Origin of the sequence: Streptomyces sp. NPDC088254, assembly GCF_044740925.1 — a bacterium.
Classification (GTDB): domain Bacteria; phylum Actinomycetota; class Actinomycetes; order Streptomycetales; family Streptomycetaceae; genus Streptomyces.
This window is the reverse complement of sequence record NZ_JBIURQ010000010.1, coordinates 243,061-269,860: the sequence shown is the minus strand read 5'-3', so window position 1 is coordinate 269,860 and position 26,800 is coordinate 243,061. Positions and strand designations below refer to the sequence as shown.

At 68.0% G+C, this 26,800-nt stretch carries 20 protein-coding genes; 13 read left to right on the top strand and 7 right to left on the bottom strand.

All coding sequences use genetic code 11. From position 1 onward, the window contains the following. Window positions 1-98: 98 nt before the first annotated feature. The 8 genes from rplA (at window position 99) to ACIOC0_RS28250 (ending at window position 13,200) form a co-directional block, all read left to right on the top strand. Complete coding sequence (gene rplA / locus ACIOC0_RS28285) at window positions 99-824, top strand: 50S ribosomal protein L1 (protein WP_402158570.1); 726 nt, start codon at window positions 99-101, stop codon at window positions 822-824. A 202-nt stretch (window positions 825-1,026) separates the two neighbouring features. Continuing rightward, a complete protein-coding gene (locus ACIOC0_RS28280) occupies window positions 1,027-1,941 on the top strand; it encodes a hypothetical protein (RefSeq protein ID WP_402158568.1) in 915 nt (304 codons plus the stop codon). Between the two features lie 116 nt (window positions 1,942-2,057). After that, window positions 2,058-3,041 (top strand): hypothetical protein, encoded by a 984-nt coding sequence (locus ACIOC0_RS28275; RefSeq protein WP_402158566.1) that lies wholly within the window; start codon window positions 2,058-2,060, stop codon window positions 3,039-3,041. A 330-nt stretch (window positions 3,042-3,371) separates the two neighbouring features. Further along, the gene (gene rplJ, locus ACIOC0_RS28270; RefSeq protein ID WP_130441031.1) at window positions 3,372-3,902 is read left to right on the top strand and encodes a 50S ribosomal protein L10; all 531 of its coding nucleotides are present in this window, start codon (window positions 3,372-3,374) and stop codon (window positions 3,900-3,902) included. Between the two features lie 146 nt (window positions 3,903-4,048). Further along, on the top strand, window positions 4,049-4,432 hold the full coding sequence (gene rplL, locus ACIOC0_RS28265; RefSeq protein WP_037680487.1) for a 50S ribosomal protein L7/L12: 384 nt from the start codon (window positions 4,049-4,051) through the stop codon (window positions 4,430-4,432). Between the two features lie 567 nt (window positions 4,433-4,999). After that, a complete protein-coding gene (rpoB, locus tag ACIOC0_RS28260) occupies window positions 5,000-8,485 on the top strand; it encodes a DNA-directed RNA polymerase subunit beta (protein ID WP_130441033.1) in 3,486 nt (1,161 codons plus the stop codon). A gap of 94 nt (window positions 8,486-8,579) precedes the next feature. Then, complete coding sequence (locus tag ACIOC0_RS28255) at window positions 8,580-12,479, top strand: DNA-directed RNA polymerase subunit beta' (RefSeq protein WP_352245290.1); 3,900 nt, start codon at window positions 8,580-8,582, stop codon at window positions 12,477-12,479. 187 nt (window positions 12,480-12,666) lie between these two features. Then, complete coding sequence (locus tag ACIOC0_RS28250; protein WP_402158564.1) at window positions 12,667-13,200, top strand: DUF1707 and DUF4190 domain-containing protein; 534 nt, start codon at window positions 12,667-12,669, stop codon at window positions 13,198-13,200. A gap of 55 nt (window positions 13,201-13,255) precedes the next feature. On the opposite strand, the gene ACIOC0_RS28245 is transcribed toward ACIOC0_RS28250, so the two are convergent. Further along, a complete protein-coding gene (locus ACIOC0_RS28245) occupies window positions 13,256-14,533 on the bottom strand; it encodes a hypothetical protein (protein ID WP_402158562.1) in 1,278 nt (425 codons plus the stop codon). Window positions 14,534-14,681: 148 nt separating this feature from the next. Here ACIOC0_RS28245 and ACIOC0_RS28240 point away from each other — a divergent pair, with 148 nt between their 5' ends. From ACIOC0_RS28240 to tuf, 5 genes are all read left to right on the top strand, one after another. Further along, window positions 14,682-15,707: a glycosyltransferase family 2 protein gene (locus ACIOC0_RS28240; protein ID WP_402158560.1), complete on the top strand. Its 1,026-nt coding sequence runs from the start codon at window positions 14,682-14,684 to the stop codon at window positions 15,705-15,707. A 271-nt stretch (window positions 15,708-15,978) separates the two neighbouring features. Then, a complete protein-coding gene (rpsL, locus tag ACIOC0_RS28235) occupies window positions 15,979-16,350 on the top strand; it encodes a 30S ribosomal protein S12 (protein ID WP_003948652.1) in 372 nt (123 codons plus the stop codon). 2 nt (window positions 16,351-16,352) lie between these two features. Then, complete coding sequence (gene rpsG, locus ACIOC0_RS28230; protein ID WP_130441039.1) at window positions 16,353-16,823, top strand: 30S ribosomal protein S7; 471 nt, start codon at window positions 16,353-16,355, stop codon at window positions 16,821-16,823. 39 nt (window positions 16,824-16,862) lie between these two features. Next, window positions 16,863-18,989 (top strand): elongation factor G, encoded by a 2,127-nt coding sequence (fusA, locus tag ACIOC0_RS28225; protein ID WP_130441041.1) that lies wholly within the window; start codon window positions 16,863-16,865, stop codon window positions 18,987-18,989. Between the two features lie 155 nt (window positions 18,990-19,144). Then, window positions 19,145-20,338 (top strand): elongation factor Tu, encoded by a 1,194-nt coding sequence (tuf, locus tag ACIOC0_RS28220; protein WP_130441043.1) that lies wholly within the window; start codon window positions 19,145-19,147, stop codon window positions 20,336-20,338. A 551-nt stretch (window positions 20,339-20,889) separates the two neighbouring features. On the opposite strand, the gene ACIOC0_RS28215 is transcribed toward tuf, so the two are convergent. The 6 genes from ACIOC0_RS28215 to ACIOC0_RS28190 all read right to left on the bottom strand — a co-directional run bounded on the left by ACIOC0_RS28215 (window position 20,890) and on the right by ACIOC0_RS28190 (window position 26,457). Then, window positions 20,890-21,684, bottom strand: a complete 795-nt coding sequence (locus ACIOC0_RS28215) for a hypothetical protein (RefSeq protein WP_402158557.1) — start codon at window positions 21,682-21,684, stop codon at window positions 20,890-20,892. Between the two features lie 133 nt (window positions 21,685-21,817). Beyond that, window positions 21,818-23,116 carry a YrhB domain-containing protein gene (locus tag ACIOC0_RS28210; protein WP_402158555.1) on the bottom strand — a complete coding sequence of 433 codons (1,299 nt, stop codon included), beginning with the start codon at window positions 23,114-23,116 and terminating at the stop codon, window positions 21,818-21,820. 4 nt (window positions 23,117-23,120) lie between these two features. Further along, complete coding sequence (locus ACIOC0_RS28205) at window positions 23,121-23,420, bottom strand: YrhB domain-containing protein (protein WP_402158553.1); 300 nt, start codon at window positions 23,418-23,420, stop codon at window positions 23,121-23,123. After that, the gene (locus ACIOC0_RS28200) at window positions 23,421-25,151 is read right to left on the bottom strand and encodes a putative T7SS-secreted protein (protein WP_402158551.1); all 1,731 of its coding nucleotides are present in this window, start codon (window positions 25,149-25,151) and stop codon (window positions 23,421-23,423) included. Then, a complete protein-coding gene (locus tag ACIOC0_RS28195) occupies window positions 25,151-25,882 on the bottom strand; it encodes a hypothetical protein (RefSeq protein WP_402158549.1) in 732 nt (243 codons plus the stop codon). The genes ACIOC0_RS28200 and ACIOC0_RS28195 overlap by 1 nt, the downstream gene beginning before the upstream one ends. Further along, window positions 25,879-26,457, bottom strand: coding sequence for a hypothetical protein (locus ACIOC0_RS28190; protein WP_402158547.1), 579 nt, complete (start codon window positions 26,455-26,457; stop codon window positions 25,879-25,881). Before ACIOC0_RS28190 ends, ACIOC0_RS28195 begins: the two co-directional genes overlap by 4 nt. Window positions 26,458-26,800: the final 343 nt, after the last annotated feature.

Below are 26,800 nucleotides of genomic sequence, written 5' to 3'. Positions count from 1 at the left end.
CCCCGCAGCACCTTCTCAGAACCCCATGCGGCCTCGGCCGCGCGTGGCAGGGCCTGCTCGGCCCGCACCACGACTCCTCAGAACACACAGGAGCAGCAGTGAGCAAGCGCAGCAAGTCTCTCCGCGCTGCGGACGCCAAGGTCGACCGGGAGAAGCAGTACGCCCCGCTCGAGGCCGTCCGTCTCGCCAAGGAGACCTCCACGACCAAGTTCGACGGCACCGTCGAGGTCGCCTTCCGCCTGGGTGTCGACCCGCGCAAGGCCGACCAGATGGTCCGTGGCACCGTGAACCTGCCGCACGGCACCGGCAAGACCGCCCGGGTCCTGGTCTTCGCGACCGGTGACCGTGCTGCGGCCGCGGAGGCCGCGGGCGCCGACATCGTCGGCTCCGACGAACTGATCGACGAGGTCGCGAAGGGCCGTCTGGACTTCGACGCCGTCGTCGCCACCCCGGACCTCATGGGCAAGGTCGGCCGCCTCGGCCGCGTGCTCGGTCCGCGTGGCCTGATGCCGAACCCGAAGACCGGCACCGTCACCCCCGACGTGGCCAAGGCCGTCACCGACATCAAGGGCGGCAAGATCGAGTTCCGCGTCGACAAGCACGCGAACCTGCACTTCATCATCGGCAAGACGTCGTTCGACGACAGCAAGCTGGTGGAGAACTACGGCGCGGCGCTGGAGGAGATCCTCCGTCTGAAGCCGTCCGCCGCCAAGGGTCGCTACATCAAGAAGGCCGCCATCTCCACCACGATGGGCCCCGGCATTCCGCTCGACCCGAACCGCACCCGCAACCTCCTCGTCGAGGAGGACCCGGCAGCCGTCTGACCGGGTTGAGCATCCGCTCACAGCGATCGGCGACGAGCCCCGCAACCTTCCGAGGTGCGGGGCTCGTCCCTTTTCCCGTGCGGGTGCGCTCCCCGTGGCGTCGGTGAGTGCCGGGGTCACGACCACCGGAACCCGCGAATCGGTGTCGATGTCAGTGCTGTGCGTTAGCGTGCGAGCACGGGATTCGTTGGGGGTGGGACGTATGGGGAAGTCCACGGGCGCGCGCCGCGCGGGCATGTCGGTCGTCGCGGTGGGCCTGCTGGCCGGGGTGGCCGCATGCGGGGGGAGCGGCTCCGGAGGGGCGCGCGAGGGGGCCGACGGGGGCAGCGGGCCGCCGACCCCGGACCGTGCCGCCCTGAGCCCCGTCGCGGCGCTGCTCAGTGCGGAGAAGTCCACGAGCGCGGCCGACTCCGCGAGGGTGGAGTCCACGACGACGATGGGCTCGGCGATGTCGATGACGGCCGAAGGCTCAGTGGGCTGGAGCGACGGGCTCAGGGGCAGACTCACCCTCACGTACACCGGCGGCGCGCTGGCCGACACCATGCGCAAGATGGGCAGCACGTCGATGGAGGCCCGCTACCTGCCGGACGCCTACTACGCGCGCATGGGCGACGCGTTCGCGGCGCAGGCCGGCGGCAAGCACTGGATCAGGTATCCCTACGACGCCCTGGCGGACCTCGGGGGCGGCTCGGGCGCGTATCTGAAGGACCAGATGCAGAACTCCACCCCGAACCAGTCGGTGAAGATGCTTCTGGCCTCGGGGGACGTGCGCAAGGTCGGCGAGGAGACGGTGCGCGGCAAGGAGACCACGCACTACTCGGGCACGGTCGATCTGGCGGACCTCGCCGCCCGCAACTCCAGCCTCAGCGCGGCCCAGCTCGCCGACATGAGAAGGCAGCTGGAGCAGGCCGGCGTGGAGACCGAGACCATCGACATCTGGGTCGACGGGGACGATCTGCTGGTCAAGAAGGTCGAGAAGGGCCAGATGACCAACGGGACGTACACGCAGACCGTCCACTACAGCGACTACGGCGCCGACGCCTCCGTGCAGGCGCCGCCGGCGGGTGACACCGCCGACTTCACCGAGCTGCTGCGGAAGCAGTCCTCGACACGGTAGACGGGCCTGAAAAGCGCCCGAAACTCACACGACGGCGAAGAGATCCCCGGGATAAGGTCCCCGGTGGGTGATGGACGCGGGGGACGATCGCGTCCCGATGTCCTGGGGGGACACACATGAGCGTACGGAGAAACACCGCTGCGGCCACGGCCGTGGTCCTGCTGCTCACCGGCGCGGTGGGCTGCGCGGGGGCGGGCAAGGGCGTCAAGCAGGGGGCCGAGCGGTCCGCCGCGCAGGTGCTGACGGCCGCCTACGAGAAGACGTCCGAGGCGAAGTCGGCCAAGGTCGCCATGACGGTGTCGATGCCGGCCGGCATGAAGGACGGCGGCGACATGAAGATGTCCGGGGTCATGGGCTGGGACCCGGCCGTCATGGACCTCACGATGGAGAGCTCGGCCCTGGCGAAGGCCCCCGGCGCTCCGGAGCGCGTACGCATGATCATGCGCGACAACATCATGTACCTGGACATGGGGGACATGGGGGCCGAAGCACCCGCCGAGCTGGCCGGCAAGCGCTGGATGAAGATGGACCTGACCGCGATGGCGGAGGCCTCCGGTGATGCCGCGCTGCGCAAGCAGATGTCCTCCGGCCTGGAGAACATGAACCAGGACCCGGCGCAGCAACTGGCCATGCTCCTCGACTCGCCCAACCTGAAGCACGTGGGCAGCGAGAAGATCGGCGGCGAGCAGGCCGAGCACTACAAGGGCACCCTCACGGTGAAGGAGATGCTGGAGGCCAACGACTCGGGCGTCCTGGACCCGAAGAAGCGCGCCGAGGTGCTGCAGCAGGCCGAGAAGGCCGGCATCAAGGGTTACGACACGGACGTCTGGGTCAACGGCGACGACCTGCCGGCGCGGATGGACATCGGCATGGACGCTCCCCAGGGCAAGGTCCGCATGTCGATGACGTTCTCCGACTACGGCGCCAAGGTCGTGGTCAAGGCGCCGCCGGCGAACCAGACCTTCGACCTGGCGCAGATGTTCAAGGAGATCGCGAAGGGCGTCGGCGAGAGCAGCGGCGACCCCGAGCTCGACAAGGAACTGTCCGACCTCGAGTCGGAGATCGACGTCTCCGGGCTGGAGCCCGCGCCCGCGGTCTGACCCTCCTCGCCGCGTCGCTCGCTCACTCCCTCGCTCACCCCGGCCGTGCGGGGAACGGATTTGCTTGACGGCGATCCGTTCCCGTACTCTTCCGGGGAAGCCAAAGACCGCTGGTCGTTGCCGTGCCCTTGCGAAAGAGCCCGGTGACCGAAGGATCCGCTGATATGCGGGCGACCCGCGCAGGTGTGAGTGGAAGTGCTCCCGGCCGCAGTCCGTCCTTCGACGGATGTCGTCCGGTCGAGCTACGCCCCGTGCGCCTGCGCCGGGGCGTTTCGTCTGTCGTGGCCCCTTCTGAGCGGTCCTCATCACCCGGAAGGAGGCCGACGCTCTATGGCAAGGCCCGACAAGGCTGCCGCGGTAGCCGAGCTGACGGAGCAGTTCCGCAGCTCGAACGCCGCCGTGCTGACCGAGTACCGGGGTCTCTCCGTGGCGCAGCTCAAGAACCTGCGCCGTTCGCTCGGTGAGAACGCCCAGTACGCCGTGGTGAAGAACACGCTGACCAAGATTGCGGCCAACGAGGCCGGGATCACGACGCTCGACGACCTGTTCAACGGTCCGACGGCGGTCGCCTTCGTCACCGGTGACCCGGTGGAGTCGGCCAAGGGTCTTCGTGACTTCGCCAAGGACAACCCCAACCTCGTCATCAAGGGCGGTGTCCTTGACGGCAAGGCGCTGTCCGCCGACGAGATCAAGAAGCTTGCGGACCTCGAGTCCCGCGAGGTTCTGCTCAGCAAGCTGGCGGGTGCCTTCAAGGGCAAGCAGTCTCAGGCTGCTCAGCTCTTCCAGGCGCTTCCCTCGAAGCTCGTCCGCACCGTGGACGCTCTTCGCGCCAAGCAGGCCGAGCAGGGCGGTGCCGAGTAACTCGGCCCCCGAAATGACCGCCGCCTGAGGCAGCTCGCCTGAAGCAGCGGTCGTAGCGGGCCGAACGTCTACGTGACGCCGCAAGGCGGACGCCCGCCAGACATGTACATCCGGCACCAGCCGAATTAGTGGAAGGATCGCCCACCATGGCGAAGCTCAGCCAGGAAGACCTGCTCGCGCAGTTCGAGGAGATGACCCTCATCGAGCTCTCCGAGTTCGTGAAGGCGTTCGAGGAGAAGTTCGACGTCACCGCCGCCGCCGCGGTCGCCGTCGCCGGTCCGGCCGGCCCGGCCGCCACCGCCGAGGCCGAGGAGGAGAAGGACGAGTTCGACGTCATCCTCACCGGTGCGGGCGACAAGAAGATCCAGGTCATCAAGGTCGTGCGTGAGCTGACCTCCCTGGGTCTGAAGGAGGCCAAGGACCTCGTGGACGGCGCCCCGAAGCCCGTCCTCGAGAAGGTCGCCAAGGACGCCGCCGAGAAGGCCGCCGAGTCCCTCAAGGGCGCCGGCGCCTCCGTCGAGGTCAAGTAAGCGCCGGCCCCGAAAGGGGCTGTAACGCTCACGTACCGAGGAGCGATCATCCATCTGGGTGGTCGCTCTTCGGCGTTTCCGGGGTCCGGCCACGGTTGCCTTGCACCTGAGTGCGTGAGGGGTATGGTGATCTTCGTCGTGTCGCCGGGCACCTCTGTTCGGGCAACGGTTCGGACAGCGAGTTCGAGCCGGGGGGCCTTGACGAACCGCACGCAGCGCGCAATTCTCAGGACGCGTCGTCACAACGATCCGGGTTCCGAGGCATGGATCGACGACGAAGAGGGCAGTATCACCGTGCGTTGAGGACTAGCAGACCGAGGGCGTTGAGAACAACGAGGGTCGCGAGAAACCCGCACTGGACATCAGTGTGCCAAGTGGCTACACTGACCCTTTGCGCTGCCTGTTAGCTGTCCCCTGCCCGTCACCAGGGGCATGCCCTCGCCCTAGCACCGACGACCGGATACGTCCGACCTGGCCTTTCGGCCGATCGGGCACCATCTGTCCTCCGTGTGTGGAAGAGGGGCCGGCACGCGCGTAGTGAGTCCGAGCCCTCGGAAGGACCCCCTCTTGGCCGCCTCGCGCAACGCCTCGACCGCGAATACGAACAACGGCGCCAGCACCGCCCCGCTGCGCATTTCCTTTGCAAAGATCAAGGAGCCTCTCGAGGTTCCGAACCTGCTCGCGCTGCAGACCGAGAGCTTCGACTGGCTGCTCGGCAACACCGCTTGGCAGAGTCGGGTCGAGGAGGCTCTGGAGAACGGTCAGGACGTCCCCACGAAGTCCGGGCTCGAGGAGATCTTCGAGGAGATCTCCCCGATCGAGGACTTCTCCGGGTCGATGTCCCTGACCTTCCGTGACCACCGTTTCGAGCCGCCGAAGAACTCCATCGACGAGTGCAAGGACCGCGACTTCACCTACGCCGCGCCGCTCTTCGTCACGGCGGAGTTCACCAACAACGAGACCGGCGAGATCAAGTCCCAGACGGTCTTCATGGGCGACTTCCCGCTCATGACCCACAAGGGCACCTTCGTCATCAACGGCACCGAGCGTGTCGTGGTGTCGCAGTTGGTCCGTTCGCCGGGTGTCTACTTCGACTCCTCCATCGACAAGACGTCCGACAAGGACATCTTCTCCGCCAAGGTCATCCCCTCCCGGGGCGCCTGGCTGGAGCTGGAGATCGACAAGCGCGACATGGTCGGTGTGCGCATCGACCGCAAGCGCAAGCAGTCCGTCACCGTCCTTCTGAAGGCTCTCGGCTGGACCACCGAGCAGATCCTCGAGGAGTTCGGCGAGTACGAGTCCATGCGCGCCACCCTGGAGAAGGACCACACCCAGGGCCAGGACGACGCGCTGCTCGACATCTACCGCAAGCTGCGTCCGGGCGAGCCCCCCACGCGTGAGGCCGCGCAGACGCTGCTGGAGAACCTCTACTTCAACCCCAAGCGCTACGACCTCGCCAAGGTCGGCCGCTACAAGGTCAACAAGAAGCTGGCCGGCAACGCTCCGCTCGACGCGGGCGTGCTGACGGTCGAGGACGTCATCTCGACCATCAAGTACCTGGTCAAGCTGCACGCCGGTGAGACCGAGACGGTCGGCGACAACGGTCAGACGATCGTCGTCGAGACCGACGACATCGACCACTTCGGCAACCGCCGTCTGCGCAGCGTCGGCGAGCTCATCCAGAACCAGGTCCGCACCGGCCTGGCCCGTATGGAGCGCGTCGTCCGCGAGCGCATGACGACCCAGGACGTCGAGGCGATCACGCCGCAGACCCTGATCAACATCCGGCCTGTCGTCGCCTCCATCAAGGAGTTCTTCGGCACCAGCCAGCTGTCGCAGTTCATGGACCAGAACAACCCGCTGTCCGGGCTGACGCACAAGCGTCGTCTGTCCGCGCTCGGCCCGGGTGGTCTCTCCCGTGAGCGGGCCGGCTTCGAGGTCCGTGACGTGCACCCCTCGCACTACGGCCGCATGTGCCCGATCGAGACGCCCGAAGGCCCGAACATCGGTCTGATCGGTTCGCTCGCCTCCTACGGCCGCGTCAACGCGTTCGGCTTCGTGGAGACGCCGTACCGCAAGGTCGTCGACGGTGTCGTCACCGACGAGGTCGACTACCTGACGGCCGACGAAGAGGACCGGTTCGTCATCGCGCAGGCCAACGCCACGCTCGACGACGACCTGCGCTTCACCGAGAACCGCGTCCTGGTCCGCCGCCGTGGCGGCGAGGTCGACTACGTCCCCGGTGACGACGTGGACTACATGGACGTCTCGCCGCGCCAGATGGTGTCGGTCGCGACCGCCATGATCCCGTTCCTCGAGCACGACGACGCCAACCGTGCCCTCATGGGCGCGAACATGATGCGTCAGGCCGTGCCGCTCATCAAGAGCGAGTCCCCGCTCGTCGGCACCGGCATGGAGTACCGCTCCGCCGTCGACGCCGGCGACGTGGTCAAGGCCGAGAAGGCGGGTGTGGTCCAGGAGGTCTCCGCCGACTACATCACCACCACCAACGACGACGGCACGTACATCACGTACCGCCTGGCCAAGTTCGCCCGTTCCAACCAGGGCACCTCGGTCAACCAGAAGGTCATCGTCAACGAGGGCGACCGGATCGTCGAGGGCCAGGTCCTGGCCGACGGTCCGGCCACCGAGAACGGCGAGATGGCGCTGGGCAAGAACCTGCTCGTGGCGTTCATGCCGTGGGAGGGTCACAACTACGAGGACGCGATCATCCTGTCGCAGCGCCTCGTGCAGGACGACGTCCTCTCCTCGATCCACATCGAGGAGCACGAGGTCGACGCCCGTGACACCAAGCTCGGCCCCGAGGAGATCACCCGGGACATCCCGAACGTCTCCGAGGAGGTCCTCGCCGACCTCGACGAGCGCGGCATCATCCGCATCGGCGCCGAGGTCGTCGCCGGCGACATCCTCGTCGGCAAGGTCACGCCCAAGGGCGAGACCGAGCTGACCCCGGAGGAGCGCCTGCTGCGCGCGATCTTCGGCGAGAAGGCCCGTGAGGTCCGTGACACCTCGCTGAAGGTGCCGCACGGCGAGATCGGCAAGGTCATCGGCGTCCGCGTCTTCGACCGCGAGGAGGGCGACGAGCTTCCCCCCGGTGTGAACCAGCTGGTGCGCGTCTACGTCGCGCAGAAGCGCAAGATCACCGACGGTGACAAGCTCGCCGGCCGCCACGGCAACAAGGGCGTCATCTCCAAGATCCTGCCGATCGAGGACATGCCGTTCCTGGAGGACGGCACCCCGGTCGACATCATCCTCAACCCGCTCGGCGTCCCGTCCCGAATGAACCCGGGACAGGTCCTGGAGATCCACCTCGGCTGGCTCGCCAGCCGCGGCTGGGACGTCTCCGGTCTCGCCGACGAGTGGGCGCAGCGCCTCCAGGCGATCGGCGCCGACTCGGTCCAGCCGGGCACCAACGTCGCGACCCCGGTCTTCGACGGTGCCCGTGAGGACGAGCTGGCGGGTCTGCTGCAGCACACCATCCCCAACCGCGACGGCGAGCGCATGGTGCTCCCGTCCGGCAAGGCGCGGCTGTTCGACGGCCGCAGCGGTGAGCCGTTCCCGGACCCGATCTCGGTCGGCTACATGTACATCCTGAAGCTGCACCACCTGGTCGACGACAAGCTGCACGCCCGCTCGACCGGCCCGTACTCGATGATCACCCAGCAGCCGCTGGGTGGTAAGGCCCAGTTCGGTGGCCAGCGCTTCGGTGAGATGGAGGTGTGGGCGCTGGAGGCTTACGGCGCCGCGTACGCCCTCCAGGAGCTCCTGACCATCAAGTCCGACGACGTCACCGGCCGCGTGAAGGTCTACGAGGCCATCGTCAAGGGCGAGAACATCCCCGAACCCGGCATCCCCGAGTCCTTCAAGGTGCTCATCAAGGAGATGCAGTCCCTGTGCCTGAACGTGGAGGTGCTGTCCAGCGACGGCATGTCCATCGAGATGCGCGACACCGACGAGGACGTCTTCCGCGCTGCGGAGGAGCTTGGCATCGACCTGTCCCGGCGCGAGCCGAGCAGCGTCGAAGAGGTCTGACGGGAGTTCGGCCGGGCTCGTCATGAGCCCGGCCGGCCCCAGGACCCCCGTATCAGACCCCATGACTTACAACCCTGAGAGGGATTGACGCATAGTGCTCGACGTCAACTTCTTCGATGAGCTCCGGATCGGTCTGGCCACCGCTGACGACATCCGTCAGTGGAGCCACGGCGAGGTCAAGAAGCCCGAGACCATCAACTACCGCACCCTCAAGCCCGAGAAGGACGGACTCTTCTGCGAGAAGATCTTCGGTCCGACCCGGGACTGGGAGTGCTACTGCGGCAAGTACAAGCGCGTCCGCTTCAAGGGCATCATCTGTGAGCGCTGCGGCGTCGAGGTGACCCGCGCCAAGGTGCGCCGTGAGCGGATGGGCCACATCGAGCTGGCCGCCCCCGTCACCCACATCTGGTACTTCAAGGGCGTTCCGTCGCGGCTGGGCTACCTGCTCGACCTCGCCCCGAAGGACCTCGAGAAGGTCATCTACTTCGCGGCGTACATGATCACGTACGTCGACGAGGAGCGCCGCACCCGCGACCTGCCCTCCCTGGAGGCGCACGTCTCCGTCGAGCGGCAGCAGATCGAGAACCGCCGGGACGCCGACCTGGAGGCCCGCGCCAAGAAGCTCGAGACCGACCTGGCCGAGCTGGAGGCCGAGGGCGCCAAGGCCGACGTGCGCCGCAAGGTGCGCGAAGGCGCCGAGCGTGAGATGAAGCAGCTGCGCGACCGCGCGCAGCGCGAGATCGACCGTCTCGACGAGGTGTGGACCCGCTTCAAGAACCTCAAGGTCCAGGACCTGGAGGGCGACGAGCTCCTCTACCGCGAGCTGCGTGACCGCTTCGGCACGTACTTCGACGGCTCGATGGGCGCCGCGGCGCTGCAGAAGCGCCTGGAGTCCTTCGACCTCGACGAGGAGGCCGAGAAGCTCCGCGAGATCATCCGCACCGGCAAGGGCCAGAAGAAGACCCGTGCGCTCAAGCGCCTGAAGGTCGTCTCCGCGTTCCTGCAGACCAGCAACAGCCCCAAGGGCATGGTGCTGGACTGCGTGCCGGTCATCCCGCCGGACCTTCGCCCGATGGTGCAGCTGGACGGTGGCCGCTTCGCGACCTCCGACCTGAACGACCTGTACCGCCGTGTGATCAACCGCAACAACCGTCTGAAGAGGCTCCTCGACCTCGGCGCGCCCGAGATCATCGTCAACAACGAGAAGCGCATGCTTCAGGAGGCTGTTGACGCCCTCTTCGACAACGGTCGTCGCGGCCGCCCGGTGACGGGCCCCGGCAACCGTCCGCTGAAGTCCCTCAGCGACATGCTGAAGGGCAAGCAGGGCCGCTTCCGTCAGAACCTGCTCGGTAAGCGTGTCGACTACTCGGCGCGTTCCGTGATCGTCGTCGGTCCGCAGCTGAAGCTGCACCAGTGCGGTCTGCCGAAGGCGATGGCGCTGGAGCTGTTCAAGCCGTTCGTGATGAAGCGCCTGGTCGACCTGAACCACGCGCAGAACATCAAGAGCGCCAAGCGCATGGTCGAGCGCGGCCGCACGGTCGTGTACGACGTGCTGGAAGAGGTCATCGCGGAGCACCCGGTTCTGCTGAACCGTGCGCCCACGCTGCACCGCCTCGGCATCCAGGCCTTCGAGCCGCAGCTGGTCGAGGGCAAGGCCATCCAGATCCACCCGCTCGTCTGCACCGCGTTCAACGCGGACTTCGACGGCGACCAGATGGCCGTGCACCTGCCGCTGTCCGCGGAGGCGCAGGCCGAGGCCCGCATCCTGATGCTGTCCTCGAACAACATCCTCAAGCCCGCCGACGGCCGTCCGGTGACGATGCCGACCCAGGACATGGTCCTCGGTCTGTTCTTCCTCACCACCGACGGCGAGATGCGGGACGTGAAGGGCGAGGACCGCTCCTTCTCCTCCGTCGCCGAGGCGATCATGGCGTTCGACGCGGGCGAGCTGTCGCTCCAGTCGAAGATCGACGTCCGCTTCCCGGTGGGCACCATCCCGCCGCGCGGCTGGACGGCTCCGGCCCAGGAGGAGGGCGAGGCCGAGTGGCAGCAGGGTGACAGCTTCCGGCTGAAGACCACGCTGGGCCGTGCGCTCTTCAACGAGCTGCTGCCCGAGGACTACCCGTTCGTCGACTACGAGGTCGGCAAGAAGCAGCTCTCCGAGATCGTCAACGACCTCGCCGAGCGCTACCCCAAGGTCATCGTGGCGGCGACGCTCGACAACCTGAAGGCGGCCGGCTTCTTCTGGGCCACCCGTTCCGGCGTCACCGTCGCCATCTCCGACGTCGTCGTCCCCGAGGCGAAGAAGGAGATCGTCGCCGGGTACGAGGCCAAGGACGAGAAGGTCCAGAAGCAGTACGAGCGCGGTCTGATCACCAAGGAAGAGCGCACGCAGGAGCTCATCCAGATCTGGACCCAGGCGACCAACGAGGTCGCCGAGGCGATGAACGACAACTTCCCGAAGACCAACCCGATCTTCATGATGGTGAACTCGGGCGCACGAGGCAACATGATGCAGATGCGTCAGATCGCCGGTATGCGTGGTCTGGTGTCGAACGCCAAGAACGAGACGATCCCGCGTCCCATCAAGGCGTCGTTCCGTGAGGGTCTGTCCGTGCTGGAGTACTTCATCTCCACGCACGGTGCCCGTAAGGGTCTGGCGGACACCGCTCTGCGTACCGCCGACTCGGGTTACCTCACCCGTCGTCTGGTCGACGTGTCGCAGGACGTCATCATCCGCGAGGAGGACTGCGGCACCGAGCGCGGTCTGAAGCTGCGGATCGCCTCGAAGGACGAGAACGGCGTCCTGCGCAAGGCCGGTGACGTCGAGACCAGCGTCTACGCCCGCATGCTCGCCGAGGACGTCGTCATCGACGGCAAGGTGATCGCGCCGGCCAACGTGGACCTGGGCGACGTGCTCATCGACCAGCTGGTGCGCCACGGCGTCGAGCAGGTCAAGACCCGCTCGATCCTGACCTGTGAGTCGCAGGTCGGCACCTGCGCCATGTGCTACGGCCGCTCGCTGGCCACCGGCAAGCTGGTCGACATCGGTGAGGCGGTCGGCATCATCGCCGCCCAGTCCATCGGTGAGCCCGGCACCCAGCTGACGATGCGTACCTTCCACACCGGTGGTGTGGCCGGTGACGACATCACCCAGGGTCTGCCGCGTGTCGTCGAGCTCTTCGAGGCCCGTACCCCGAAGGGTGTCGCCCCGATCTCCGAGGCCTCCGGCCGCGTGCGGATCGAGGAGACCGAGAAGACCAAGAAGATCGTCATCACGCCGGACGACGGCAGCGACGAGACGGCCTACCCGATCTCCAAGCGCGCCCGTCTGAAGGTCAGCGAGGGCGAGCACGTCGAGGTCGGCCAGCAGCTCACCGTGGGTACGCAGAACCCGCATGACGTGCTGCGCATCCTCGGCCAGCGCGCCGTCCAGGTCCACCTGGTCGGCGAGGTCCAGAAGGTCTACAACTCGCAGGGCGTGTCGATCCACGACAAGCACATCGAGATCATCATCCGGCAGATGCTGCGCCGGGTGACGATCATCGAGTCCGGCGACGCGGAGCTGCTGCCGGGCGAGCTCGTCGAGCGCGGCAAGTTCGAGACCGAGAACCGCCGTGTGGTGCAGGAGGGCGGTCACCCGGCCTCCGGTCGTCCGCAGCTCATGGGTATCACCAAGGCCTCGCTGGCCACGGAGTCCTGGCTGTCGGCGGCGTCCTTCCAGGAGACGACCAGGGTCCTCACGGACGCGGCGATCAACGCCAAGTCCGACTCCCTGATCGGCCTCAAGGAGAACGTCATCATCGGTAAGCTCATCCCGGCCGGTACGGGCCTGTCCCGCTACCGCAACATCCGGGTCGAGCCGACCGAGGAGGCCAAGGCCGCGATGTACTCGGCCGTCGGCTACGACGACATCGACTACTCGCCGTTCGGCACGGGCTCCGGCCAGGCCGTTCCGCTGGAGGACTACGACTACGGTCCGTACAACCAGTAAGGCGTACGTCTGACGCTCTGAAGGGCGGTCACCCCCTGGGGTGGCCGCCCTTCGGCGTTGACGGGGGCGTCCGCCCTGCCGTCGCACGGGTTCCGACGGGACCGTACGAGGGGGGAACCATCGCGCCGCGCCGAGCGTAGGTGAATGATGGAGGCATTCATGCCTGTCCGGGGGAGGTGAGGTGCCCGTGTCGTTTCCGTCGCCATGGCAGCCGTGGCAGGGCCAGAGCAGCCCGTCGATGCTGGCCGCGAACGCGGACCGCGAGCGCGCCGTCGACGTGCTCAGAGCCGGTTTCGCAGAGGGACGCCTGCAGCAGGCCGAGCTGGACAAGCGGGTGGCGCGGGTCTATCAGGCCCGCACGGTGGGGGAGTTGTCCCTCGTCGTGGCCGACCTCCCGCAAGGGCCCGTGCCCGTCCAGCCGGCGTTCCAGGCCTATCCCCCGGCGGTCCCGCGCACGTTCCTGCCCGCCCCGCCGCCGCCCACGAACGGCAAGGCGATCGGCGCCATGGTCTGCGGTGTGCTCACCACGATGACGGCGGGCATCACCGGCATCCCCGCGGTGATCCTCGGGCACTCTGCGCGCGCGGAGATCCGCCGCACGGGGGAGGGCGGTGACGGGCTCGCGCTGGCCGGACTGATCCTGGGCTGGCTGGCGGTGGCGGGCTGGGTGTTCCTTTTGGCGATCATGCTGCTGGCCGTGGGCTCGTCCTCGAACGGCTGAGCACGCCCCCGGCAGGTCAGGGGAGGCCCCCGCCGTCAACGGGAGCCACCGGCCGCTACGGGATGCCCAGTTCGAACATCACGTAGTGCGCGTACCAGCCCGACGCCAGCGCCGCCGTGGTGAAGAACACCGTCAGGCTCGGCCACTTCAGCCGGCTCATCGCGGCCGCCGGGCCGAGCAGCAGCGGGAACACCGGCAGGAGATAGCGCGGGGTGTTGCCGAACATCTGCTGGGTGCCGAGCACGGTCACGATGCTCGCCAGCGTGTACGCGACCAGCACCAGCGGCGGCTTCCTGCGCAGCATCAGCGCGATCAGGAACGGCAGCGCCAGCACCAGTTGGACGGCGATGAGGTCGGAGGTGGTGAACGAGAACAGGTAGTGGTCGTGCCCGACGGCGATGTTGCCGAGGACGTCGAGCGTGTAGGCGCCGAAGTCGAAGTAGTGCGCCCACCCTTCACGCTGGAGCGTGAAGTACGCCGTGAAGGAGCCCATGTTGAGGCTGACCCAGGTGATGTACGTGATCAGGCCGAGCGGCGCGGCGAACATGGCGTACAGCGGGCCGGCCACCCCGTGCTCGCGCCGGCTCTCCCGCCGGACCAGCGTCACCAGCGCGGCCAGCCCCACCGCGCCGATGAGCGCGGCGGCCGTAGGCCGGTTCAGTCCCGCGACGAAGGCGAGCAGCCCCGCGGCCACCCAGCGGCGCTTCATCACGCAGTAGCAGCACCAGGTCGCGATCGCCACGAACAGGGACTCCGAGTACACCGCCCACTCGACGCCCGCACCGGGCGCCACGGCCCACAGCCCGGCGGCGATCGTGCCGGCCCGGACGCCGGCGAGCGTGGAGATCACGGCGTAGATCCCGGCCGCCGCCACGAAGGACGCGACCACCGAGACGAGCAGCCCGGAGCCGAACAGACCGAGTCCGGTGACCTCGGAGACGCCCCTGATCAGGCCGGGGTAGAGGGGGAAGAAGGCGACGGAGTTCTGCTTCACCGTGAACAGGCCGCCCGACGCGAGCCGTTCCAGGGGCCGCGGGTCGTACCCCTTCTCGGCGACCTGGAGGTACCACCAGCCGTCCCAGGTGCCGAGCACGTCCCACCAGTGGGCGCCGCCGCCGAACCGCGGCTCCTTCTTCTCGTAGTCCCCGGCGGCCTCCAGCAGCACGGCGAAGACGGTGAGACCGACGAGCTTGGTCACGCCGTACAGGAGCAGCGGGGCGCGGTACGGTCGTACACCGGCCGGCAGGGTGAGGCGGCTCAGTCTCGGGGGCCGCGCCTCCTGCTCGCCGGGCACGGCGGGATCCGTCGCCGCGCTGCTGGAAGCCGTGCTCATGAGTGTGGACCCTCCTCGGCCCCGACCATCGGATCCCCGAGGAACCACTGTCCGGATGGTCGTGAAGTGTCAGTCGTAAGATCACACCAGAGTCGCACATTCACGCCACAGGTCGGGGGACGGGCGGGTGACTGAAGCGAGGGATCCCATGGACGTCCTACCCACGGGTGTCACAGCCGCGACGGCCGCGCCGACCGTCCTGTCGGTCGTCGTCCCCATGTACAACGAGGAAGAGGTCCTTCCCGCGCTGGTCACCCGGCTTCGCCCGGTCCTGGCCTCCCTCGGCGTCGGCTACGAGGTGGTCGCCGTCGACGACGGCAGCGGCGACCGCACGGCCGAACTGCTCGCCGCGTTCCGGCTGGGCTGGCCGGAACTGCGGGTGATCCGGCTGCGCCGCAACTCCGGCCACCAGGCCGCCCTGACCGCGGGACTCGACCGGGCGCTCGGGGCGTACGTCGTGAGCCTGGACGCGGACCTCCAGGACCCGCCCGAGAAGATCCCCGAGATGCTCGCGCTCGCCCGCGGCGAGAACCTCGACATCGTCTACGGCATCCGCGCCGACCGGGCCAGCGACACCGGCTTCAAGCGGTGGACCGCCGGCCTCTACTACCGCCTGGTGCGCCGGCTGGCCGGCCCCTCGGTGCCCGCGCACGCCGGCGACTTCCGGCTGCTCAGCCGGGCCGCCGTGGACGCCCTCAAGGCCCTGCCGGACCAGCAGCGGGTCTACCGCCTCCTGGTGCCCTGGCTCGGCTTCCCCAGCGGCCGGGTCACCTACGAGCGCGCCCCGCGTCCGGCGGGCGTCAGCAAGTACCCGCTGGGGCGGATGATCCGGCTCGCCGTGGACAGCGTCACCGGCTTCTCCGCGGCCCCGCTGCGCATCGCGACCTGGCTGGGCGGCTTCGCCTTCCTGGTCTGCCTGGGGCTGATGGTCTACACCCTCGCCGCCCACGCGTTCGACCACACCGTGCCCGGCTGGACCTCGCTCTTCACCGGCGTGCTGTTCATCGGCGCGGTGCAGCTGGTCTGCGTGGGCCTGCTGGGCGAGTACGTGGGCCGTATCTACACGGCGGTGCAGAATCGGCCCACGTACTTCGTGGGCGGGGACACGGCGTACTCCGACGGCGACTCCGCGGGGGTCGGGAGCGGCCCCGCGCCGCGGACATCACAGAGATGACCGAGCCCGGGAAGGTGACCTCGGCCGGTCGGGTGTACCGCCTCTGTTTTGACCGGAGTGGTTGCGCTCGGTACGCTCAGACCTTGTGCCTGGGGTGTGCCCTGGCCCTCGTGCGTGCCATGAACCGCACCGCTGGGTCCGTGAGCGGCCACTGTGATCTGCGTCTCTCTGCCTCGCGGCGGAAGTCCGCCGGATTCGACACACCCGACCGCGTGGGTCGGCGAAGTTCCAGGTTAGCTGTACAACTCGGCACACAGAAACCGGAGAAGTAGTGCCTACGATCCAGCAGCTGGTCCGTAAGGGCCGGCAGGACAAGGTCGAGAAGAACAAGACGCCCGCACTCGAGGGTTCGCCCCAGCGTCGTGGCGTCTGCACGCGTGTGTTCACGACCACCCCGAAGAAGCCGAACTCGGCCCTGCGTAAGGTCGCGCGTGTGCGTCTGACCAGCGGGATCGAGGTCACCGCTTACATTCCGGGTGAGGGACACAACCTGCAGGAGCACTCCATCGTGCTCGTGCGCGGCGGCCGTGTGAAGGACCTGCCGGGTGTTCGCTACAAGATCATCCGCGGCTCCCTCGACACCCAGGGTGTCAAGAACCGCAAGCAGGCCCGCAGCCGTTACGGCGCCAAGAAGGAGAAGTAAGAATGCCTCGTAAGGGCCCCGCCCCGAAGCGCCCGGTCATCATCGACCCGGTCTACGGTTCTCCTCTGGTGACCTCCCTCATCAACAAGGTGCTGCTGAACGGCAAGCGCTCGACCGCCGAGCGCATCGTCTACGGTGCCATGGAGGGCCTGCGCGACAAGACCGGCAACGACCCGGTCATCACGCTGAAGCGCGCGCTCGAGAACATCAAGCCGACCATCGAGGTCAAGTCCCGCCGTGTCGGTGGTGCCACCTACCAGGTCCCGATCGAGGTCAAGCCCGGTCGTGCCAACACCCTGGCGCTGCGCTGGCTGGTCGGTTACTCCCGCGCCCGTCGCGAGAAGACCATGACCGAGCGCCTGCTCAACGAGCTCCTCGACGCGTCCAACGGCCTCGGCGCCGCTGTGAAGAAGCGTGAGGACACCCACAAGATGGCCGAGTCCAACAAGGCCTTCGCGCACTACCGCTGGTAGTCGCTACCCACATCGAGACCGAGAGAAGACTGAAGCCTTATGGCTACCACTTCACTTGACCTGGCCAAGGTCCGCAACATCGGGATCATGGCCCACATCGACGCGGGCAAGACGACCACCACCGAGCGGATCCTGTTCTACACCGGCGTCTCGTACAAGATCGGTGAGGTCCACGACGGCGCCGCCACGATGGACTGGATGGAGCAGGAGCAGGAGCGTGGCATCACGATCACGTCTGCTGCGACCACCTGTCACTGGCCGCTCGAGGACAACGACTACACCATCAACATCATCGACACCCCGGGTCACGTCGACTTCACCGTCGAGGTGGAGCGCTCCCTGCGTGTGCTCGACGGTGCCGTGACGGTGTTCGACGGTGTCGCCGGTGTCGAGCCGCAGTCCGAGACGGTGTGGCGTCAGGCCGACCGTTACGGCGTGCCCCGCATCTGCTTCGTCAACAAGCTGGACCGCACCGGCGCCGAGTTCCACCGCTGCGTGGACATGATCTCGGACCGCCTGGGCGCCCAGCCGCTCGTCATGCAGCTGCCGATCGGCGCCGAGGCCGACTTCAAGGGCGTCGTGGACCTGGTCCGCATGAAGGCGCTCGTGTGGTCCGCCGAGGCCGCGAAGGGCGAGATGTACGACGTCGTCGACATCCCGGCCACGCACACCGAGGCTGCCGAGGAGTGGCACAACAAGCTCGTCGAGGCCGTCGCGGAGAACGACGAAGAGATCATGGAGCTGTTCCTGGAGGGCCAGGAGCCCACCGTGGAGCAGCTGTACGCCGCGATCCGTCGCATCACCATCGCGTCCGGCAAGTCGAGCGACACCACGGTCACCCCCGTGTTCTGCGGCACCGCGTTCAAGAACAAGGGCGTCCAGCCCCTGCTCGACGCGGTCGTGCGCTACCTGCCGACCCCGCTGGACGTCGAGGCCATCGAGGGCCACGACGTCAAGGACCCCGAGGTCGTGATCAAGCGCAAGCCGTCCGAGGACGAGCCGCTGTCCGCCCTGGCGTTCAAGATCATGAGCGACCCGCACCTCGGCAAGCTCACCTTCGTCCGGGTCTACTCGGGCCGCCTGGAGTCCGGCACCGCCGTGCTGAACTCCGTCAAGGGCAAGAAGGAGCGCATCGGCAAGATCTACCGCATGCACGCCAACAAGCGTGAGGAGATCGAGTCGGTGGGCGCCGGCGACATCGTCGCCGTCATGGGCCTGAAGCAGACCACCACCGGTGAGACGCTGTCCGACGACAAGAACCCGGTGATCCTGGAGTCCATGGACTTCCCGGCGCCGGTCATCCAGGTCGCCATCGAGCCCAAGTCCAAGGGCGACCAGGAGAAGCTGGGTGTCGCCATCCAGCGCCTGGCCGAGGAGGACCCGTCCTTCCAGGTCCACTCGGACGAGGAGACCGGCCAGACCATCATCGGCGGCATGGGCGAGCTGCACCTCGAGGTGCTGGTCGACCGTATGCGCCGTGAGTTCAAGGTCGAGGCCAACGTCGGCAAGCCGCAGGTCGCCTACCGCGAGACGATCCGCAAGGCCGTCGAGCGCGTCGACTACACGCACAAGAAGCAGACTGGTGGTACCGGCCAGTTCGCCAAGGTGCAGATCGCGATCGAGCCGATCGAAGGCGGAGACGCCTCCTACGAGTTCGTGAACAAGGTCACCGGTGGCCGTATCCCGAAGGAGTACATCCCTTCGGTGGACGCCGGTGCGCAGGAGGCCATGCAGTTCGGCATCCTGGCCGGCTACGAGATGACGGGCGTCCGCGTCACGCTCATCGACGGTGGCTACCACGAGGTCGACTCCTCCGAACTCGCGTTCAAGATCGCCGGTTCGCAGGCCTTCAAGGAGGCCGCGCGCAAGGCCAGCCCCGTGCTGCTCGAGCCGATGATGGCCGTCGAGGTCACCACGCCCGAGGACTACATGGGTGAGGTCATCGGCGACATCAACTCCCGCCGTGGCCAGATCCAGGCCATGGAGGAGCGTGCGGGCGCCCGCGTCGTCAAGGGTCTCGTGCCCCTGTCGGAGATGTTCGGCTACGTCGGCGACCTCCGCAGCAAGACGTCGGGTCGCGCAAGCTACTCGATGCAGTTCGACTCCTACGCCGAGGTTCCGCGGAACGTCGCCGAGGAGATCATCGCGAAGGCCAAGGGCGAGTAACGCACCGCGTTCACACGCTTTAGGCTTGACTCCGGAGCCTCACGGGGCAAACAACCGCATTCCCGGATGTTTGCCCCTGGGCCCGGGCTTCCCAGCAAAGATCACCTGGCGCCGTTGAAGCAAGGCGTACAGAACCACTCCACAGGAGGACCCCAGTGGCGAAGGCGAAGTTCGAGCGGACTAAGCCGCACGTCAACATCGGCACCATCGGTCACATCGACCACGGTAAGACGACCCTCACGGCCGCCATTACCAAGGTGCTGCACGACAAGTACCCGGACCTGAACGAGGCCTCGGCCTTCGACCAGATCGACAAGGCTCCCGAAGAGCGCCAGCGCGGTATCACCATCTCCATCGCGCACGTCGAGTACCAGACGGAGGCGCGTCACTACGCCCACGTCGACTGCCCGGGTCACGCGGACTACATCAAGAACATGATCACCGGTGCCGCGCAGATGGACGGCGCGATCCTCGTGGTCGCCGCCACCGACGGCCCGATGCCGCAGACCAAGGAGCACGTGCTCCTGGCCCGCCAGGTCGGCGTTCCGTACATCGTCGTCGCCCTGAACAAGGCCGACATGGTGGACGACGAGGAGATCCTGGAGCTCGTCGAGCTCGAGGTCCGTGAGCTCCTCTCCGAGTACGAGTTCCCGGGCGACGACGTCCCGGTCGTCAAGGTCTCGGCGCTCAAGGCGCTCGAGGGCGACGACAAGTGGGGCCAGTCCGTCCTGGAGCTCATGGACGCCGTCGACAGCGCGATCCCGGAGCCGGAGCGCGACGTCGACAAGCCGTTCCTCATGCCCATCGAGGACGTCTTCACGATCACCGGTCGCGGTACGGTCGTCACCGGCCGTATCGAGCGTGGTGTCCTGAAGGTCAACGAGACCGTCGACATCATCGGCATCAAGACCGAGAAGACCACCACCACGGTCACCGGTATCGAGATGTTCCGCAAGCTGCTCGACGAGGGCCAGGCCGGTGAGAACGTCGGTCTGCTGCTCCGCGGCATCAAGCGCGAGGACGTCGAGCGCGGCCAGGTCATCATCAAGCCGGGCTCGGTCACCCCGCACACCGAGTTCGAGGCGCAGGCCTACATCCTGTCCAAGGACGAGGGTGGCCGCCACACGCCGTTCTTCAACAACTACCGCCCGCAGTTCTACTTCCGTACGACGGACGTGACCGGCGTCGTGACCCTCCCCGAGGGCACCGAGATGGTCATGCCGGGTGACAACACCGAGATGAAGGTGGAGCTCATCCAGCCCGTCGCCATGGAGGAGGGCCTGAAGTTCGCCATCCGCGAGGGTGGTCGCACCGTGGGCGCCGGCCAGGTCACCAAGATCAACAAGTAAGTCCCGCTTGCTTGAAGGTCACTTGACCTGAAAGGGCCCGTACGACTCCGGTCGTACGGGCCCTTTCGCGTGGGCCGGGCGTCAGCGCCGCAGGTACGCGAGGACCGCGAGGACGCGACGGTGGTCGGCGTCGCTGGTGTGCAGACCGAGTTTGTCGAAGATGTTGCGCCCCGGCTCGGCGGTAGCGGATCACGTGAGGCGGTGGACTCCCGTCGGGTCCGGTGCCGCGGGGGCTCCGGTCGCGCCGTCGACCAGCATGACGCCGCCCGCGACCTTGTGTGCGGTCACCAGCCACCCCACCGCTCCGCGCGAGCAGCCGCCGGTGCGGCGCACCCAGACCAGGGCCCGTCAGCCACGAGGCAACGGCGTGCGTTGATCCTCCGGACATCATCGGCGGCGGCCGGGTGGAATGGGGAGCTGCCGTCCTTCGGGACGATGACCAAGGCGGCGAGCATGGGCGTGTCCGGCCAGGGTGCGGAGAGTTCTTGAAGCCGTCCACCGTTGCCTGGACGACGAGTTCGGGGTGGGAGGCGGTGGAGACGAGTCGTACGTCAGGCGGAGACCATCGTGGCCAGCAGCACCAGGAGCGCCACCGGAAAGAGTGTGATCAGCAGTGCCGCGCCGGCCGCCAGGATGCGGGGCATCCGCAGCGAGAGGCGGTGCGGCAGGACCCAGGCGAGGGCGTACAGCGCCAGAGCCGTGTAGATCAGGCCTCCGTACTCCCCCATGCCGTCGTGGCTCCGGACGCTGGCGTACTCCATCGCGAGAACCGGCAGTCGAGAACGGAGGTCGCGAACGGGGCCCTCCACCACGTTGTGTGAGGTGCGGGAAGCTGGGTGACTGCGGCCTTCATCGTCATGGGTCCAGTCCACCGGCATCGGTGATCCGGCGGCATCGGGACGCCTACTCATGGTGCCCGACGCGCCGTACTTGACCCGGTCCAGGCGCCATTCCTTCCCGGCGAGATCGTCGACGACGATGATGCTCGGCGCCTCGGTGAGCGAGCCGGGGACGACATGACTCCGGGGGCTGAAGGGCGAGTCGCGGATCATGTCGGCGAGGGCCTGCGTGGGGGCGATGCCTCGTCCTTTGGCGTCGCGCAGTCGGTCGCCCCACATGCCGAACTCGTTGCGGGCCGCTGGGCTCGCGTCGCTGCGGATCCGGACGCCTCCGGCCTGGTCCTCGTCGTTGGCCCACACGTAGCCGATCACCCGGTCATCGGTGTCGGCCACGGTCAGGTACACGACCGGCTTGCCTGTGTGGCGGGCGTAGCGAGGCGGCCCGCCCGTCACCGCGAACGCCATGCCGGCCTCGAAACGGGGATTCTTCTTCGGTTGCGGTTCCAAATGCGTCCGTTTCTGGCTTCCCGGCCGTACGAGTTCGCCGCGTCGGGGTCCAGACGTCGTCCGTGACGTGCGGAGAGTGCGGCTCGGCGCCAGGTCGCCGCCGAGCCGCACCTCCCTGAACGCCCTGCTCTGCTCAGCGGTAGCGGATCACGTGGAGGCGGTGGACTCCCGTCGGGTCCGGTGCCGCGGGGGCTCCGGTCGCGCCGTCGATCAGCATGACGCCGCCCGCGAGCTTGCGCGCGGTCACCAACCACCCCACCGCTTCACGCGAGCGGCCGTCGGTGCGGCGCACCCAGACCAGGGCCCGCGCTTCGTCGGGCAGGGCGGACAGGGCTTCGAACGCGCCCGGCCAGTCCTGGTGCTCGGAGACGGAGATGACCGACCCCAGCTCCGAGAGCGTCGGTTGGAACCAGGACGCACGGCCGGGCGCGGGCGGTACGGGGAAGTCCGCCGCGCCGGGGTTCTCGCCGGCGTCCCAACGGGCCAGCCAGGCCCAGGGATCCGAGTTGGGCAGACCGAACGGCGCGGTGGCGTCCTTGGGGACGACGAGGGTTGCGTCGAGGAGGGCGTCCTGCCATTGGCCGTCGCGAAGGAAGCGGACGGTGTTGCAGGAGAAGACCCAGCCGCGCCGGGTCTCGTCCTGCGGAGTCGGCGCGTCGAGGACGACCTGCCCGTGGTAGGCGTCCTCGAGCCAGAACCGGGCCTTGGCGGCCGCGGACTCGAAGTCGTGCGCCTCCCGTTCCCATGTCTGCCATGGGGGCGTGTGCGCCTCGGGCGAGGACCGCAGGAGGACCAGCTCGCGAACGATGTCCGTGTCGAGCCGGGCGAGGGACGACGTCACGCCGTCCACGAGGACCACCTGGCCGTTGTTGTTGTGCGCGTACAGCAGATTCCCGGTCGCCTCGGCCCCGCCCAGCTCGCGGCGTACCCAGACCACTCCCCGGGTATGGGGACCCGGCTCGGCCACGGCCCTGATCACGGAATCCCAGTCGCTCACGGCAACCTGCCGGAACGCAGGGAAGTAGCGCCGCGTCAGTCTTTCCCACCAGCCGGGTGCCTCGTCGGACGGTTGCCAGGGCAACGGCACCGACGGGGCGCGCTCGATGGCGGAGTGCACGGCCACGAGGCAACCGCGTGCATTGATCCTCCGGGCCTGATGGGCGACCCTGCCGACCGCCTCCTGGGGATCAGCCGGCTCCAGGTCCGCGAGGGGGTTGCTGGTCGACGGGTGGAAGGGGGAGCTGCCGTCCTTCGGGACGACGACCGAGGCCGCGAGCATGGGCGTGGCCGGATAGCCCGGCTGGGCCAGGGTCCGGCAGGAGAACACCCAGGCGGTGTAGGACTCGTGAACAGGCCGGGGTGCGGAGAGTTCGACCAGACCCCGGTACGTGGCGTTCAGCCAGGCAGCGGCGCGATCGTGGGGGAGGGACACCTCGCTATCCCTTCCTGGGGGGCCAGTTGCCCGTGGCGCACAGCTCCATGTAGTCCGCCACGGGGAGGTGGGTCGGAGGGAAGTGCGCCGCGCCGGAGTGGGGGACGACGACGACCGAGGCGAACGGCGCTGCCGCGGGATTCCCCGTGTCGATGTGCTCCTGGAAATCGAATCGCACCGTCCAGCCGAAGGGGAATTCGAGGGCCGTATCGGGAAGCATCACGACGGACCCGGCACGCTCCGGGTATGCCAGCGTCCTCAGGAAATGCGATCCCGCCGAGACGGCCTCTTCTTTGGTCAGCACTTATTTGACTCCGTCACGATATGGAATGTGCCCTATGGACGAGACGTTCTTCTCAAGTACTCCGAGCGTGCCGCTCTGGCCATCGAGGAACACGACGCCGTGTTTCGTGTTCACGGCGTTGAATACGTGCGCCGAGCCGTCCGGGCGGCTGACGTACATGACGCTGCGGGAGCCATCTCCGCGAGCCTGGAGATCCTTGATGACGTCATCGTAGCTGTTGACCATGTCGTAGTGACCCTTGGCCCTGGAGGAGCCGATGTACGACGGCTCGACATGGTCGGGTTGGTGCCGTGGTGTCGCGACCACCTCTTGCCCGTCCAGCCGGCGGTCCACCGCGACGACATTGTGGCTGCAGTTCTGCGTGTAGCCCGGCATGCCGGTCTGGTTGACGTCCTTGAGCCACGGGAATTCGCTGTCCAGAAACTCCTGGGCTGCTTTCGGGTCCACGGAGTCGGCGTGAATCGCCTTTTCGGAGACATGATTCGTGGGTTTGGCGAGGCCGCTCCAGTCCTTCGGGGCGTCCCCGGCCTTGGCCGCCTTTTGCGCGTCGGCGAGTTCGTCGCCGTACTTCAGTCCGTGGGCGGCGCTGCCCTCCAACCCCTCCTTGAGGCCGGTGCGCAGTGCGGTGCGCCCCAGCCCCGCGCCCTTCGTCCCGATCAGTTCCGGGAGGAGGCGGCCGACGAACTCGGAGGGGTCCTTCTTGAAGCCGTCCACTGTTGCCTGGACGACGCGTTCGGGGTGGGAGGCGGTGGAGACGAGTCCGGCGAGCGTCATGTTGACGTTCTGGACGTAGGCCGCCGGGTGGGTGAGGTTGTAGGGGTCGACGGGGTTGAGGCCGCGGACGAAGTTGAGCAGGCCGGCGGTGCCCTTGAGCGCGCCGCCGATGACATGGGTCAGTTCGGTGTTGACGGCCTGGTAGCCGTCGATCAGGTTGTCGCCGAGCCGGTCGAGGGGCGGTGGTTCGGCGGGGGCGTGGGCGAGGGCGGCCTTGACCTTGGCCTGCGTCTCGGTGGCGACGGTGTTGCGCTGCTTGCGGGCCTGCGCGAGTTTCTCCCGCGCGGCCCTGATGTCGGCGATGCCGGGATCGTGGAACGGCGCGGGCTGCGGCCCGGGGTCCTGGTCCGCCTTGATCTTGGCGTTGTAGGCGTCGACCTTCTTGTTGTAGGCCTCCACGGCGTCCACGGAGGCCTTCTTGCCCTGCTTGTAGAGGGAGATGGCCTCCTGGGCCTGGGCCTGCGCCCAGGTGACCGTCTCGGCGAAGGCCTCCAGCGCCCCGGCGGCCAGTTCGCAGGCGTCGGCGGCGTGGAGCCACTTCGTGGGGTGCACGCCGAACTTCTCCCGGAAGGCGTCGCCGCCCTCGCCCTTCCAGCCGGAGGAGTCGACCTGCTTCATTCCGGCGCCGACCTTGTCGAAGGCGGCCTGGAAGTCCTTGAGGTGCTTGGCGCTGGCCCGGATGTTCGCCGGTTTGCCGTGGATGAGCTCGTCCGCCTGCTCGCTCTCGCCGAGCTGCTGCTCGCCGGGCATCGCGCCCAGGCCGGCGGCGAGTTCGTCGCCGAGGTCCTCCACGGTGTCGGCCGCGTCGTGCAGCCCGACGTAGTCGAGTCCGTCGCCGAGCTTGTCGGTGCCGTAGTCGACGGCCTCGCCGAGCTTCTTCTTGCCCTCGTCGATGAGGTTCTCGCCGTACTCGAGGCCGCTGTTGAGGCCGCCCTTGATGTCGTCGACGATCCCCACTACCGCTCACCCCCGGCCTGCTGCCGGGCGGCCTCGGCCTGCGTGCGCGCCTCGGGCGAGGGACCGAAGGTGTCGTCGAGCATCCGGCCGTACTCGGCCTCGGACACCCCGAAGGTCTCGTGCAGGTTCTCCGGGTTGAGGCCCAGGGGGCCGACGGTGCGCGAGGTCATCACGTCCCGGCCGGCGTCCTTCCAGCCCTGCTTGATGTTCTCGCCCGCCCGGTCCCAGGACTCCTGGCTGTAGTCGACGTTGCCGCCCCACACACCCGACTCGGCGATGTCGCCCCAGCCCATCCGCGTGACCTCGTCCTCGGAGGCGTACGGGTTGCCGATCGCGGCGTTGGTGACGACCTTGAACGTGCCCTCGACGTACTCCTCGGTCTCGTGGAGCGTGCCGGCCGCCAGGCCGGTCTTGACCGCGAACGCGTTGCCCTCGTTGACCAGCGAGCGCACCCCCCACTCCCAGCGCTCGCAGAACGACCCGAACGTCTCCGTCAGGCCCTCGTGCCCCAGATCCAGCCCGGTCAGGGCGATGTCACCGAAACCGCGCCCGGCCCCGGCCATGCCGACCATGCCCAGTTCCTTCAGCTCACCGAGCGCCTCCGTCAGCCCCTTGGCCACCAAGTCCAGGCCCACCGCCTTCAGATCGGGAACCCCGCCGCCCTGCCGCGGAACCCACCCGCCGGTCACCGGGAACCCACCACCGCTCACCGGCACGCCATCCTCGTTCACGCGACCTCCCCCTCTTCACGGTCGACGGCGACCTCGTCCGGTACGACACCCCGCACGGGTGGGAACACCACGCCGTCCGGGCCGTCCGCGCAGTCCAGCGCCACTCCACAGGGCACGCCCGCCGCGGGCACCGCCACGTCCAGCAGGCGGGCGCCGAGGATCGTCTGGTAGACCCACTCGCGGTGGTACTCGCCGCGTGCCTGGGCGTAGCGCGCCAGGGCCGGCCCGTCGGAGAAGGCCAGGATGAACCGGACGCCGTTCAAGTCGGCGGTGAGCAGGCCCCGTTCGTGGTCGGGGCCGGGCCCGTCCCCCAATGGCACCAGCACCGGCGTGCGTCGGAACTCCTCCAGCACCTCGAGGAACCGCTGCCGACGGGCCTCGGCCTCGGGATCGTCGAGGGCGGGGGCCGGTTCGGGTGCCTCAGGGATCGGCTCGGCGCCGGGATCAGGCCACGGGGGCCGTCCTGCGGCCGGCTCTTTCCGCGGCGGCACCGCCATCTCCGCGTAGTCGTCGAGCCTCGACCTCGGAATCTTCTTCTCCGGCGGTTCGTTCGCCCCGCCCCCGTGCTCAGACATGCGCATGATTATGGCGACCGAGGGCGGCGGGAAAGCGCCCAACCCCGGCATACACCTGGGTTGCGCACCGCTTGCACACAACCTGCAGAAAGACGATCACCGAGGCCGCTCCGGCCCCACTCCGCGCCCGCCCCACCCGCCGTCAAGGGAGCGCCTGTTTGACCTGCGTCACGTCCGGGGTATTCTCTCCGGCTCGATTGGCGTGGATCCCGCCCCGTATGGCAGACTAGCGGGGTTGCTCGGTCGAGTGTTGATGCTGCGCGCCTCCCGCCGGGAGGACCGGAAGCGAGTCCCACAGTACTCGTCGCCCCAACTGCCTCATGGCAGCGCTGGAGCGGACGTA

Excerpts from the sequence above, each read along its gene's own strand:
- ACIOC0_RS28280 (WP_402158568.1), top strand. The coding sequence starts at position 1,027 with ATGGGGAAGTCCACGGGCGCGCGCCGCGCGGGCATGTCGGTCGTCGCG.
- ACIOC0_RS28275 (WP_402158566.1), top strand. The coding sequence starts at position 2,058 with ATGAGCGTACGGAGAAACACCGCTGCGGCCACGGCCGTGGTCCTGCTG.
- rplJ (WP_130441031.1), top strand. The coding sequence starts at position 3,372 with ATGGCAAGGCCCGACAAGGCTGCCGCGGTAGCCGAGCTGACGGAGCAG.
- rplL (WP_037680487.1), top strand. The coding sequence starts at position 4,049 with ATGGCGAAGCTCAGCCAGGAAGACCTGCTCGCGCAGTTCGAGGAGATG.
- ACIOC0_RS28245 (WP_402158562.1), bottom strand. The coding sequence starts at position 14,533 with ATGAGCACGGCTTCCAGCAGCGCGGCGACGGATCCCGCCGTGCCCGGC.
- ACIOC0_RS28240 (WP_402158560.1), top strand. The coding sequence starts at position 14,682 with ATGGACGTCCTACCCACGGGTGTCACAGCCGCGACGGCCGCGCCGACC.
- rpsG (WP_130441039.1), top strand. The coding sequence starts at position 16,353 with ATGCCTCGTAAGGGCCCCGCCCCGAAGCGCCCGGTCATCATCGACCCG.
- fusA (WP_130441041.1), top strand. The coding sequence starts at position 16,863 with ATGGCTACCACTTCACTTGACCTGGCCAAGGTCCGCAACATCGGGATC.
- ACIOC0_RS28190 (WP_402158547.1), bottom strand. The coding sequence starts at position 26,457 with ATGTCTGAGCACGGGGGCGGGGCGAACGAACCGCCGGAGAAGAAGATT.